Source organism: Flavobacterium enshiense (genome assembly GCF_022836875.1).
Classification (GTDB): Bacteria; Bacteroidota; Bacteroidia; order Flavobacteriales; family Flavobacteriaceae; genus Flavobacterium; species Flavobacterium enshiense_A.
On record NZ_CP090376.1, the window covers coordinates 1,842,114 to 1,856,431 of the forward strand.

At 39.6% G+C, this 14,318-nt stretch carries 6 protein-coding genes; 3 read left to right on the top strand and 3 right to left on the bottom strand.

Features of this window, described 5'->3' with window-relative positions:
- Window positions 1-2: 2 nt before the first annotated feature.
- From LZF87_RS08185 to guaB, 3 genes are all read left to right on the top strand, one after another.
- Window positions 3-1,370 (top strand): HTTM domain-containing protein, encoded by a 1,368-nt coding sequence (locus LZF87_RS08185; RefSeq protein ID WP_244338381.1) that lies wholly within the window; start codon window positions 3-5, stop codon window positions 1,368-1,370.
- The gene (locus LZF87_RS08190; RefSeq protein WP_413614270.1) at window positions 1,309-3,795 is read left to right on the top strand and encodes a TonB-dependent receptor domain-containing protein; all 2,487 of its coding nucleotides are present in this window, start codon (window positions 1,309-1,311) and stop codon (window positions 3,793-3,795) included. The genes LZF87_RS08185 and LZF87_RS08190 overlap by 62 nt, the downstream gene beginning before the upstream one ends.
- 74 nt (window positions 3,796-3,869) lie before the next feature.
- Window positions 3,870-5,342, top strand: coding sequence for an IMP dehydrogenase (gene guaB / locus LZF87_RS08195; RefSeq protein WP_244338383.1), 1,473 nt, complete (start codon window positions 3,870-3,872; stop codon window positions 5,340-5,342).
- A gap of 331 nt (window positions 5,343-5,673) precedes the next feature.
- On the opposite strand, the gene LZF87_RS08200 is transcribed toward guaB, so the two are convergent.
- From LZF87_RS08200 to LZF87_RS08210, 3 genes are all read right to left on the bottom strand, one after another.
- Window positions 5,674-10,479 (bottom strand): PKD-like domain-containing protein, encoded by a 4,806-nt coding sequence (locus LZF87_RS08200; protein WP_244338385.1) that lies wholly within the window; start codon window positions 10,477-10,479, stop codon window positions 5,674-5,676.
- A gap of 673 nt (window positions 10,480-11,152) precedes the next feature.
- The gene (locus LZF87_RS08205; protein WP_244338387.1) at window positions 11,153-13,405 is read right to left on the bottom strand and encodes a cation:proton antiporter; all 2,253 of its coding nucleotides are present in this window, start codon (window positions 13,403-13,405) and stop codon (window positions 11,153-11,155) included.
- 141 nt (window positions 13,406-13,546) lie between these two features.
- The gene (locus LZF87_RS08210; RefSeq protein ID WP_244338389.1) at window positions 13,547-14,080 is read right to left on the bottom strand and encodes a YybH family protein; all 534 of its coding nucleotides are present in this window, start codon (window positions 14,078-14,080) and stop codon (window positions 13,547-13,549) included.
- Window positions 14,081-14,318 lie beyond the last annotated feature (238 nt).

Consider the following 14,318-nt stretch of genomic DNA (forward strand, 5'->3'; position numbering starts at 1 on the left):
TCATGATTGATAGTCTGAAAAAATATCTTAATAAAACTACAGAAACCGCGACGCTGGCCTTTTTCAGGCTGGCGTTTGGTTTAATGATGCTGGGTAGCATTATCCGGTTTGTAAGTTATGGCTGGGTAGAAAAGCTGTATATTAAACCGTTGTTCCATTTTTCTTATTACGGTTTCGAATGGGTAAAGCCTTTGGGAAATTTTACGTATTTGTTGTTTTTTATTTGTGGTTTAGCTGCGCTGATGGTTGCAATAGGCTACAAATACAGAATAGCGATAATTGTTTTTTTTCTTTGCTTCACTTACATCGAACTGATGGATAAAACCACTTATCTCAACCATTACTATTTTATTTCACTGGTAAGCTTTTTGTTGATTTTTTTACCCGCAGAAGCTGCTTATTCCGTAGATGCTTACCAAAATCCGAAAAAGGCTTTTCAGCAAATACCTTCCTGGACAGTGGATGTAATAAAATTGATGCTGGGTATCGTATATTTTTATGCTGGATTGGCCAAACTTAATTCGGATTGGCTATTCGAGGCCATGCCTTTAAAAATATGGTTACCGATGAATGCAGGAATGCCGGTTGTAGGTGAATTTCTTAATGAAAACTGGGCGCATTATGCATTAAGCTGGTGTGGAGCTATTTACGATTTGACAATTCCGTTCTTATTGCTTTACAAAAGAACACGAATTTTAGCGTTCATGCTGGTTGTTTTTTTTCATGTATTTACAAAGATGCTATTTCCTATAGGGGTTTTTCCTTATGTGATGATAATTAGTACGCTTATCTTTTTCGGATCCGGTTTCCATAAAACAGTCCTGCAAAAAGTTTTCGGATTATTCAGAATGAATGTGGATCGGTTTGAAAACGGATTGGCAAAAAATAACCAATTTACTTTTTCTGAAAAATTAAAATTCGGCTTCATAGCTGTTTTTATGACCGTGCAGTTGCTTTTTCCGTTCCGTTATTTGCTGTATCCAGGAGAACTTTTCTGGACCGAAGAAGGTTTCCGTTTTTCATGGCGTGTAATGCTTATGGAAAAAAATGGGTATGTTCAATTCAAAGTTACTGACGCCATCACCAAAAAGACAGCTTATGTCAACAACAGTGATTTTCTGACTACTTTTCAGGAAAAGCAAATGTCTTTTCAACCCGATTTTATTTTAGAATACGCCCACTTTTTACACGATTATTATAAAAAAATAGGTTTTAACGACCCGATAGTCAAAGTTGAAAGTTATGTCAATCTCAACGGTCGTTTAAGTCGAAAATATATAGACCCCAATATAAATCTTGCAAAAGAAAATGAATCATTTAAACATAAAACCTGGATACTTCCGTTCAACGATGAAATTAAGGGATTATAAATATCTGTTACTACTTTTTTTAACCTTCAATGCGTTCTCACAATATAAATTTTCAGGAACTGTTGTAGATAATACCGGAAAAAAACTTTCAGGGGTAGAGATAGTCAATAAAAGTAACGGTAGAAGCATTTACACCGATAAAAAAGGGGATTTCTCTATGAGTGTTTCGACTCCTGGCAATTTCGTATTTGTCTTCTTTATTGAGGACTATGCAATGGTCGAAAAGGCTGTGAAGGTTGATAAGACGGAAACTTATCTGAAAGTGGTATTGTACCCTTTGGGCAAAACGCTTTCAGAAGTTGTTATAAACAAACAACGCGAAAACATAGCGGCAGTCAGAAAGCTTAGGGATATTGAAGAAACTGCTATTTACGCCGGAAAAAAGACGGAAGTTGTTGTTCTAGATAAATTGACGGCCAATAAAGCTACAAACAATCCGCGTCAAATTTATTCTCAGGTGGTAGGATTAACGATAAACGAAAGCAACGACGGAGGTTTACAGCTTTCTGTTGGTGGACGAGGTTTGGACCCGAACCGAACATCAAATTTCAATACGCGTCAAAACGGTTATGATATCAGCGCCGACGTTTTAGGTTATCCGGAAAGTTATTATGCCACACCAACAGAAGCTTTGGAAGAGATTCAAATAGTTCGTGGTGCAGCCTCATTACAGTATGGAACGCAGTTTGGAGGAATGATCAACTTTAAAATAAAGAGTCCGAGTAAAAAAGAAATAGAATTTACCAACAGAACTACTGGTGGGTCGTATGACTTGTTTACCAACTTCACCAGTTTGAGCGGTACCAAAGGAAAGTTCAGTTACTATTCTTTTTACAATTACAAGCAAGGAAATGGTTTCCGTCCGAATTCACAATTCGATGCTAAAAACTTCTTTGCCAATCTGAATTATCAGTTTACGGCAAATACATCTTTGCATTTTGATTACACTCATTTCGATTATCTGGCAAAACAACCGGGAGGTTTAACGGACTATATGTTCAATCAGGATCCGACACAAAGTAACCGCGCACGTAACTGGTTTGCTGTGGATTGGAACCTGTATTCCCTTAGATTAAAGCACAAATTCAGTCATAATGCCGATTTTTCATTACAATTGTTCGGTTTGGATGCATCAAGAGACGCACTCGGATTCCGTTCTAACCGTGTTTCAGATGAGGATAAGCCGGGAACGGAAAGAGACTTGATTTTGGGTGATTTCGTGAACTGGGGAGCAGAAGCACGTTATCTGAAAAGATATATCTTATTTAATAATTCCAATGCCTTTTTAATAGGAGGGAAGTATTATCAGTCAAGAAATACCGGGATTCAAGGGCCGGGAAGTTCAGGGTCTGATGCCGATTTTGAATTGGCTACGGATGAGTTTCCGGATTACGGCAATCAATCATCATATGTTTTCCCTAACCTTAATGTTTCTTTGTTCGGAGAAAATATTTTTAAAATTTCTTCAGCTTTTTCAGTTACGCCGGGTTTCAGATATGAATATATAAAAACACAGGCTGATGGTTATTACAGACGAATCCGTAAAGACTTGTCTGGTAACGTTTTTTATGACAAGACACTATATGAGGACACTGTGAAAGAAAGAAGTTTTGTTTTATTGGGATTAGGATTAAGTTACAAGCCAATGAACAAAATGGAGATTTATGGAAATATATCCCAAAACTATCGCTCTGTAACATTCAATGATATCCGTACTGCCAGTCCGAGTCAGGCCATTGCCGAAGATATTACCGATGAAAAAGGATATACTGTTGATATCGGAACCAGAGGAAGGTTGTTCGATAAAGTAACATTCGATGTCAGTGGTTTTGCTCTGTATTATGACCATAAGATAGGGGAGTATGAGGCCGCAAATCCAAACGGAGGAGCCGCTGTGGTACGTTTACGTGACAATATCGGAACTGCGATTACTTATGGGGTTGAAACGATGTTAGACTGGAATATCGGCAAAACATTCTTAGATGATAATGAGAATTTTGTATGGAATATGTTCTCCAATGTATCTGTTACAGGATCGGAATATCTTGAATCCGACAAACCAAACATAAAAGGAAATAAAGTTGAATTTGTTCCCTTGTATAATGTGAAAACGGGTATGGGAATGGGATACAAGAACTTTTTGTCGAGTCTTCAATTAACGTACGTTTCTTCTCAATTCACAGATGCGGAAAACCTACAGACAGATCCGAATGATAATATTTATGGTATTTTCGGGGAGATTCCTTCTTATTATGTAATGGATTTATCAGCGGCATATAAGTGGAAACGATTCAAATTGGAGGCTGGAATAAACAACATAACAGATAACTGGTACTTCACCAGAAGAGCTACCGGATATCCTGGGCCTGGGATTATTCCTTCAGAACCAAGAGTGTTTTATACTACTTTGGAATTTGTTTTTTAAAGTTAAGTTAAAAGAGTTTTTATAAGAAGTTTAAATGTACTATATTTGCATGCAATTTAACTACAAATTGCAACATGAAAGCACATACAGCTAAAATTATCGGTGAAGGTCTAACCTACGATGATGTTCTTCTGGTTCCAAATTACTCTGAAGTACTTCCACGCGAAGTAAGTATCAAAACTAAATTCTCGAAAAATATTACGCTTAACGTTCCAATTGTTTCTGCAGCAATGGATACCGTTACAGAAAGTTCTATGGCAATCGCTATGGCTCGTGAAGGTGGAATTGGTGTTTTACATAAGAATATGACCATTGAACAACAGGCTGCTGAAGTACGCAAAGTAAAACGTGCTGAAAGCGGAATGATTATCGATCCGGTTACTTTACCTTTAACCGCTACAGTTGGTGATGCTAAATTGGCAATGCGCGAATTCGGTATCGGTGGAATTCCGGTAGTGAATGGCAATCAGGTTTTAAACGGAATTGTTACCAATCGTGATTTACGCTTTGAGAAAAACAATGCCCGCGCCATTACAGAAGTAATGACAGCTCAAAACCTTGTTACTGCTCCGGAAGGAACAACTTTAGCTGCTGCAGAAGAAATTCTTCAGGAAAATAAAATCGAAAAATTACCTGTAGTTAATGCGGAAAACAAATTAATCGGTTTAATTACTTTCAGAGATATTACAAAACTTACACAGAAACCTAACGCGAACAAAGATAAATTCGGACGTTTACGCGTAGCTGCTGCTCTTGGTGTTACAGCTGATGCAGTAGAAAGAGCTACCGCTTTGGTTAACGCTGGTGTTGATGCAGTTATCATTGATACAGCTCACGGACATACAAAAGGGGTAGTGGACGTTTTAAAACAAGTAAAAGCTAAATTCCCTGAATTGGATGTGGTTGTTGGAAACATCGCTACTCCAGAGGCTGCTTTATACTTGGCAGAAAGTGGTGCCGATGCTGTAAAAGTCGGAATCGGACCTGGTTCTATCTGTACAACACGTGTAGTTGCCGGTGTTGGTTTCCCTCAGTTTTCAGCTGTATTGGAAGTTGCTGCTGCTTTACGTGGTACTGGTGTTCCGGTTATTGCTGATGGTGGAATCCGTTATACAGGTGATATCCCGAAAGCAATCGCTGCAGGTGCCGACTGTGTAATGCTAGGTTCATTATTAGCAGGAACAATGGAATCTCCAGGTGAGACTATCATCTTCGAAGGAAGAAAATTCAAATCATACCGAGGAATGGGTTCTGTTGAAGCCATGAAAGAAGGTTCTAAAGACCGTTATTTCCAAGATGTGGAAGACGATGTGAAGAAACTGGTTCCGGAAGGAATTGTAGGGCGAGTTCCTTACAAAGGAGAATTGAATGAAAGCATGTTACAATTCATCGGAGGATTAAGAGCCGGTATGGGATACTGTGGTTCTTCTTCTATTGAAGAGTTACAAACCAAAGGACGTTTTGTACGCATTACATCAAGCGGTATCAGCGAAAGCCACCCGCACAATGTAACAATTACTAAAGAAGCTCCGAATTATTCGAGATAAGCTTATAAAAACAAAAAGAAAGCCTTCAGTCTGACTGGAGGCTTTTTTGTTTTTAGGAGTGTCCCGATAGCTATCGGGAGGCTTGGTTTTTTTGGATCCCGATAGTTATCGGGACCTGTTCCTGCTTTCCGACAGCTATCGGAACACTTTATTTTTCAAACGGTCATTGAGGCTCTCGAAATGACCGTTTGAAAAGATGCCGTTCCTCGATGGTTATCGGGACAGGACTATTCCGGTAAACCATTTTCTTTTTTGTAATTATCATTTGATAGCATAAAAAAAACCACTCGATTTGCGAGTGGCTCTTTTCAGTAATAGATATTCAAATGGATTATCGTCTCATCGAGAAGTGTGCTTTGAATAGTTTCTCAGCGCCGTTCTCTTTATATTTAACTGTAAACCAGTAATCTGTAGAAGGTAAAGTCTGTCCGTTGAACAATCCGTCCCATCCGGTTCCGCTTGGAACAATCTGTTTGATCAGTTTTCCATAACGGTCGTAGATATGGATTTCAGCATTTGGCTGATCATTACTCAACGACCAGATGTTCCAGGTATCGTTAAATCCGTCACCGTTCGGTGTAAAGAAACGCGGATAACCAATGGTCACGATATGCTCTAAAGTAATATTCGTACATCCTGCAGCATCCTGAATCGTTACGGTGTGCTCTCCCGGAAGTACATTTACAAAGACATTGCTTTCCTGGAATGCTCCACCATCTAAACTGTATAAATATGATCCGTTTCCGGCTACCGTTACAGTGATGGCCTGAGTGTCCTCGAAGTAATTCGTAACTACTGCTGTAGCGGTTGTCGCCGGATTAGAAGCTTCAACTTTAATAATGAATACATCCGAACAGCCTGTAGAAGAATTCATGATGGAAACAGTATATGTACCCGCTTCAGTGGCTACATAAGAACTGGTCGTTGCAATAACATTGTTCATGTTGTTTTCAAAATACCATTGGAAGCTATAATCGGCTTCGCTTAAACCGGTATCCATCGTGTATCCGTAGATCAAGGCTCCGGTAGTTGCATCAATACAAATCGATCCCTCTTGGATGTTGATTTTTGGTGTAGGATTCACGAGAACAGTAACAGTTTTAGGATCTCCGGCACAACCATTATACATTGGTGTAATGGTATAAACTACCGTTCCTTGTACATTTCCTGTAGTGGTTAAAATCTGATCGATTGCAATTCCCAATCCCGGAGAGGTTTCAGAACCGCTGCCGTCAAATGCGCCTTTTACTCCGTTTTGAACAACGGTCCAGGAAATGGATGTTCCCGAAAAAGCCGGAGTAACAGTAATACCTGATGAGTCGCCGCTGCAAATAGCTGGCGGGTTCGCATCACTAAATATCTCCGGTGTCGGATTAACCGTTACCGTTACGGTAATCGGTTCACCTGTACATCCGTTAGCAGTTGGAGTGATGGTATATATAACCGTACCTGGGGTTGAACCAGCGGTAGTAAGTGTTTGACTTATAGTGTTTCCGCTGTCGGATACGGCTCCTAATACGCCATCTGGCATAACGGACCAATTAAATACAGTTCCGGGCACATTGCTGTTCAGCATGATATTGGTTTTTTCGCCTGAACATAAGATTGCCGATGATGGGCTGGCTGTAATTTTAGGTTTCGGGTAAACGGTAACGATAACCGTTTTTGGTGTTCCCATACAACCGCTGTTATCTGGAATAATTGTATAAACAACCTGACCAACAGTGGTGCCAAAAGCTGTAAGAACCTGGTTGATTGATGTTCCTGTTCCGCTTGCTGCTCCCGTTACTCCACCTGTCTGAGTAGCATTCCAGCTAAAAGTAGCGCCTGGAATTGTACTTGACATAGTTATGTTTGTAGGGTTTTCCGTGCAAATAGATGGCGCTGCATTAATAACATTTACATCAGGTACAGGGTTTACTGTAACTGTCACTGTAGTTGGTGTTCCTGCACAATTGCTGGAGGATGAAGGCGTAATAGTATAGGTTACCGTTCCAGTGGTAGTCCCTGCAGTAAGCACCTGCGAAATGATGTTTCCGCTTCCGTTAGAAGCTCCGGTTACGCCTCCTGTTTGGGCATAGGTCCACGTGAAAGTAGTATTCGGAACAGTATCTTCTAATCGAATTCCTGTAGACTGTCCGGAACATAATGTTTGAGAAGTTGGTGTTGCTGTTACGGCAGGACGTTGCACTACCGCTACTGTTGAAGATCCTGTTAATGACTGAATACAGTTTGGTGTAGTTCCTGCAATTGCATTCACCAAAGTATAAGTAGCGTCTGCTGTCAAGTTTCCTGTATTTACAGTCGCTGTTCCTGCGGTATCAAGGATAACCGTTTGGATAGCGCCCGAGTTAACGGTGTAGCTCACAGTTGCTCCGGCTGTACCTTCAAATTTAATGTCAGTCGAAGAATTACTGCAAACCGTAGTGTCAGGAGAAATTGATGCAGTAGGCTGCGGAGCAATATTTACATCTGCTGATTGAAATAATGCTGACGTACATCCTGAGGTTGTAGTAACATTTACTAATTGATAAATCGTCTGAGCCGATAAATCTCCGGTTGAGAATGCCACAAAACCTGATGCTGGTATGGTAACTGAAGCCGGAGTTCCGTTTATTGTATAATTAACCGTTGCATCCGGTGTTCCCGTGATGGTGATTTCGGAAGCTGTTCCGGTACAGATTAGTGGCGCTCCCGTTACAGAAATGTTTGCTGTAGGTGTTACTAATACATCTACGTTTGCAGTCGCTGAACATCCGTTGATATCTGTAAATGTTATGATAACCGGTCCTGCGGAAACTCCTGTTACCCATCCGTTTGCATCCACGATGGCTACTGAATTATCGGAAGAAGTCCACGCATTTGTCGATGCAGCTGTTCCCGAACCTATTAATTGTATTTTTGAGCCATTACACACCGATGAAGTCCCTGAAATTGTTGGTAATTGGTTAACTGTAATAGTCATAGGTGCTGTAGAAGCACATTGTCCGGCATCAGGAGTAAAAATATAATTAGTTGTAGTTGTGTTATCCAAAGCCGGAGACCAAGATCCCGTAATCCCATTATCAGAAGTTGTTGGCAGCGCCGCCATCGTTCCGCCTGAGCAAATTGGCGCAACTTGTGTAAATGCAGGTGTAACTACTGGGTTTACCGTAATGGTCATAGGTGTTGTTGAGGCGCACTGCCAGGCATCAGGAGTAAAAATATAATTAGTTGTTGTTGTATTATCCAAAGCCGGAGACCAAGACCCTGTAATTCCATTATCAGAAGTTGTTGGTAAGGCAGCTAGCGTTCCGCCTGAGCAAATTGGTGCAACCTGCGTAAATGTAGGCGTTACAACAGGGTTCACAGTAATAATCATTGTTGCCCGACCCGAACACAGTCCGGTTGTTGGGGTAAAAGTATAGGTAGTTGTTAATGTATTATCCAAAGCTGGTGACCATGTCCCGGTAACTCCCTCATTAGAAGTTGTTGGCAGGGGAGCCAATGTGTCTCCTGAACAAATAGGACCAACCGGTGTAAAGGTTGGAGCTGGAGCCGGTGTAACGGTAACAGGCGTGCTTAAAACCGTGGTACAGGTTGATGTTGTAATAGTTACAGAATAAGTACCGCTTCCAGCTGCAGTTATTGAAGGGATTGACGGGTTTTGGTCTGTTGAAGTAAAACCGTTAGGTCCGGTCCACGAATAAGTGGTTGACGGAGTCATAGTTTCTGCAGTTAAATTCAAAGTGGTTCCTTCGCAAATTGGACCATTATTTGTAATTAGCGTTGGCGTTACCATTCTTGCTAAAGTAAAATAAGGTTTCCCTGCCGGAATATTTATTCCTCTAAATTCAGTACGGGTTCCCGTATTGACTGCTGAACAGGCAGCGACAACAACAGCATTCGAAAAATCGGTACCATCTTCATCAAACAACAAGCATAAATTACCCGTTGTTCCTAAACCGGTAATTTGAGCATTTTCGAATCCGAAAGTGGTTTGCTGACTAAAGTTGGTCGCATTTGTTTTCCATATACGGTTTAAACGCTCCAATACACCTGTAGGTTTACTGGCTCCTGTATTAAATGCTTTTGTTAATCCGTTATTTCCCCATGCTAAGAAAGAAAGGTTGCTGGAAAAAGCAGCTGAATTGGTAGCATTTTCTGTTGGTATTGCTCCATTGCCTAACGAAATGGTTAAAGCTTCACCGTTATTCACACTAATAGATTGTTTTTGGGCTAATCCGCTGTTGTCGTCTCTTCCTATAACAGCAATATCATTGTTAAATCCAGTATTTAAAACCTTACTCCATAAGATGGTAATTCCATCAGAAGCTATATAATTGTATGTTCCTGCGGTATTTGTATTACCGCCTCGGGTAATTCCATATTTTATTGCCAGATAACTTTCGATTCTGTCCATGTCGGCAATGGTTGGCTTGGCATTGAATAAAATTACTTCAGCTATGGAGCTGTTGCAATATTCAGAAGTATTATTGGCTCCCAAGTACAATCCTGTTGTAATAGAAGGATTGTATAGAGTTGCCGTGTTATTAGGAGTTGTAACTTGCACGGAATTTTTTCGTAAGGCTGCATTTGAAGCACATCCGTAACTGGCAATCATAGCGGCAGAAGTTGTGGAATACTCTGTTGGTGCTCCCCAATCAAAGGTATATCCCGTTCCTGAAAGTCCCGTTTGGAAGCGGAAATCAGGTTTTAACTGATAGCGTCCGGTAGTACCTGAGTAAAAGCTAAAACCGGTTATTCCTGCTTGCGTGGTAACGATTATTGCAGTCCCGTTATTTCCCAATAAATCCGGGGAACCTCCGGTTTTAAATAATCTGGTACTCGATCCCGAAGTGAATTTAATATTTGGGTTATAATTGTATTTGGTATAGTTTGTTGCTCCGTTGATGAGTGTGGGTCTGTTTGCTACCGTTCCTTGTGTAACACTATAACCCGCAGCACTACCACCACTGGTTGACCATGCCTGTACAGGACTGCCAGTTATGGTCGCTGGATTGTCAGCCTTTAGCCATAATGTTAAGTTGGCAGATACACCGCCAGGAGATTGCGAAAAAGAAGTCAATCCTGTTAATGCTAAAACGGCACTGCACAGGATTGTGGAGCTTTTGACTTTCAAAGTTTTCAAATTCATAATTATCATTCGGTTTTTAGGGAATCAGTTTTTATATGGTTGCACTCTTTTTCATTTTATCATTACTATTTCTATTATCCATAATAATTGCATTGATTAGTTAATTTTTTTGTCTCAATCAAGGAACTTTAAGTTTGATATTTGACAGTATATTTCCTTATTAGTAAAGTTTTAATAATTAGGATAAAATGATATATTTTGTTAAAACGTTAAATATGTGTTAAGCCAAAAATATAAAACTATCGATAATGACAAAAAAGGTCTTTTGTTGTTATAGTAGCCTTTTACTTGTTAAATGTAACGTATTTGAGATTGTGAGTTCAAATACGTGTGTTTGTAATTCGCTTATTATCAGGTTTTTGTTTAGATTTTAGCTAATTTTCGTGTGGGGGATTTTAGTTATTGTACATATGCTGTATTAAACAAAAAACCAAAAAGCTGTTAATATTATTGAAAGAAAAAACCTATGTAATTCGTAAATTTTGTAAAATTTGACACAAGGATTTATAGATGCACTATTTTTAATAAGAATTTGTGTGTCAGAATCTTCAAAGGAATATGGATGAAGCAATGGAAAGAAGGTAAGAGTACTTGTAAAAGTGAGTCTTCCGGGAAGTCGTCCTGTTTTGGTAAGGTTTACGGCAAATCGGAAAATTGGCCGGTAATGAGAAAATTATTCTTTAAGTTTTCCTTTAGCCAGGCTCGCCAGTAGTTTTTTATCACCTACGACCCAAAGAATATCGCCTTGTTCTAAAATCAAATGTGAATCGGGGTTGAGCATTCGGCGTCCTTCACGTTCGATACCCACAACCAGTCCGCTTGTTTTTTCCCTTATTTGGGATTCGCGGATACTTTTCCCGATGAATGATTCATTTTTTAATTCCAGATGCTGTAGCACTATATCGCTTTCCTCAACGGATTCCGGAGCTTCAATTTCGTTCTGATCCAGATACTTTTTGAATTTTTTTACCTGGAAATCGGTTCCGATTACACAAATTTCATCGCCTGGAAATAAGCGTTCATTACGGCTAGGCACATTAATTGTAATTTCACCTCGTTTAATAAAGGCTATATTAATCCCTATTTTTTCACGCATTTGTAGTTCTTCCAGTGTTTTACCTGCAAGATTGGAAGCATCTGCAATATCAAATGTCGCCATGTGTCCGTCCCATGGGGTTAAATCGTGACGTGTTTTCTTTTCTTTGGCAATTTCGCGATCATTGAGATTACTTAAGAAATGACGTTCAATCTTGTGATAACGTGCGTGCAGTTGTTTTGGGAAGATAAAATAGGCAAGTAATGCTGCAATCAGGGCAAGAAATGCAATTCCGGGAGAGAAAAAGTTGTTCAGGATAAATCCGACGAAAAACAATCCCAATACCATTCTGAAGAAAATCAACACAACAATCGGTCCACGTTGTTTTCGTCTTTCAAACAATTCGCTGACTTCCTCAACTGCAATTTTTCGAAGTGATAGTGCCCATAAGAATGGTGAAACGATTACAAGAGTGATTAATGCACCCACAGCGTGACCAAATTTCGAGCCTTCCACCAAAGGTAAAATGTAACGCGTTGAAAGTACAATTATACCGATGATAATGATTGAATGCAATATAATCTGAAACAGGAAGCTTTGTAAAACGATCTGCCAGGTACTTACGGTTTTAATAGCTTCGGCATTTGCACTATAGTTTTGAATGGCCTTGATCCATTTTCGGGGTAATTTTTTTTCCAGTAACAAAGAAAGCGGTGTTCCCAATTTTACCATGTATGGAGTGGTAAAGGTGGTTATGGCCGAAACTGCAACTATTGTAGGATATAAGAAATCACTGGTTACTCCCAATGACAACCCTAATGTGGCTATGATGAATGAAAATTCGCCGATTTGCGACAAACTTACTCCAGCCTGCACCGCTTGTTTTAAAGGTTGTCCTGAAAGTAACGACCCTATTGCTGCACTTGTTGATTGCCCCAAAATAACAACAAGGGTTAAAATAACAACCGGGAAAGCATAATCTACAAGTGTATCAGGATTGATCATCATACCCACCGACACGAAAAAAACGGCGCCAAATAAGTCTTTGACAGGTTTTACAAGGTTTTCAATATGTTCCGCCTGAGTAGTTTCGGCTATGATAGAACCCATGATAAAAGCTCCTAATGCCGGTGAAAATCCTACTTTGGCTGCTAATGTTACCATGACCAGACATAAGGCAATGGAAAGTATCAAAAGCATTTCATCGCTTAACAGATGCTTCGCGTTTTTAAGTAAGGTTGGAACGAAGAAGATCCCTCCCACAAACCAAATGGTCAGGAAGAAAACCAATTTTAATACGGAATAAAATAATTCGCTTCCGGATACCTGCTGACTAACGGCAATAGTAGATAATAGAACCATCATTAAGATTGCCAAAATATCCTGAACGATGAGTGCTCCAATAACATTTCCGGCAAATTTCTGCGCTTTTACGCCTAATTCATCAAAGGCTTTAAGGATGATTGTTGTTGAAGATATGGATAATATGACACCTAAAAAGAGGCAATCCATATTTTTCCAGCCCATTAATTTTCCAACGATAAAACCCAAAGCAACCATGGTGACAATTTGTGTAATCGCAGTTATGGAAGCAGTACCACCAACTTTTACCAGTTTTTTGAAACTGAATTCAAGTCCGAGACTAAACAGTAAAAAAATAACGCCAATTTGAGCCCAGATTTCTACGCTGTGGGTGTCTTTTACTGAAGGAAAGAAATCGAAATGATTCCCGGCAAGAAATCCGGCAATAAGATAGCCCAAAACCAAAGGTTGTTTTATTTTTTTAAACAGAAGTACCGCGAATCCAGCAGTTATAAGAATCAGTCCCAAATCGCTGATTAAGGGCTGAAGGTGAGGTGTAACGGATGGTGCGGCAGCGGTTAAAAACATGGGCGGGTAACTATTTGTTGTTCTGAAAAATATTCAGGGGAAAATAGTGAAAAAAGCCCGAATCTTCAAGTTTTTTGATTGAATTCGGGCTTCTTGGAACTGTTTTTTACTTTGATTCTAACGTATTGTAAAAACAGCATCTTATTTTTTTTCAGCTGGAGCAGGTGGAGGTGGAAGTGGCGGCATGTTGCTGTTCCAAATTTCTGTCTGGATTTTCCAGGAGTCGCCGGCTTTTTTCCAAATAGCGATAAATTTTCCTTTGTCCATGGCTCCTTTCTCTCCAGTAATAGAATAGTTTCCGATTTCAATGAGATTGTCTTCGGTACCTGAAAGCGAAACAGCTTCAATTTTGAAATCGGTCATTTTCATATCCATAGGATGCATCATAAACTTTTTAATTTCCTTTGTCCCTACAACCGGTTCCATATTGGGCGGAAATACTTTTGAATTGTCATCATAGCGAGCTATCAAGCCAATGCTGTCACTGGCCATCATAGCTTTACAGAATTCGGCATTGCTGGCATCAATGGCAGCACGAGCAGACTCGGGATCAAAGGAAGCTTCTGCTTTTGGAGCATCTCCCATGGGTTTGTCCTTCATTTTGTCACAACCGATAATAACCACAAGGGTAGCAAGTAAAATGAGGTAGACTAAAAGTAATTTTCTTCTCAACATAATCTTTTGGTTTTAGGTTAATATCTCTTTTTTATCTGACTCATTTTTTGAGCAGGGGAATAAAGTTAACCTCTTTTTTTAGTCGAATGTTTTTTATTCTTTGAACGATATAATATTCTCGTTAAAATGATTTTGGTTGATTTTTTGAAAATGAACAGGTAGTTTTAAAAAATCGTTTTGTACTTTATTGTCTTTATAACTCGTTTTATCCGAGTTGTTTAAAGTTGCTTTTGCTCCC

Coding starts and splice junctions, on each gene's coding strand:
- LZF87_RS08185 (WP_244338381.1), top strand. CDS start 3: ATGATTGATAGTCTGAAAAAATATCTTAATAAAACTACAGAAACCGCG.
- LZF87_RS08190 (WP_413614270.1), top strand. CDS start 1,309: ATGAATCATTTAAACATAAAACCTGGATACTTCCGTTCAACGATGAAA.
- guaB (WP_244338383.1), top strand. CDS start 3,870: ATGAAAGCACATACAGCTAAAATTATCGGTGAAGGTCTAACCTACGAT.
- LZF87_RS08200 (WP_244338385.1), bottom strand. CDS start 10,479: ATGAATTTGAAAACTTTGAAAGTCAAAAGCTCCACAATCCTGTGCAGT.
- LZF87_RS08205 (WP_244338387.1), bottom strand. CDS start 13,405: ATGTTTTTAACCGCTGCCGCACCATCCGTTACACCTCACCTTCAGCCC.
- LZF87_RS08210 (WP_244338389.1), bottom strand. CDS start 14,080: ATGTTGAGAAGAAAATTACTTTTAGTCTACCTCATTTTACTTGCTACC.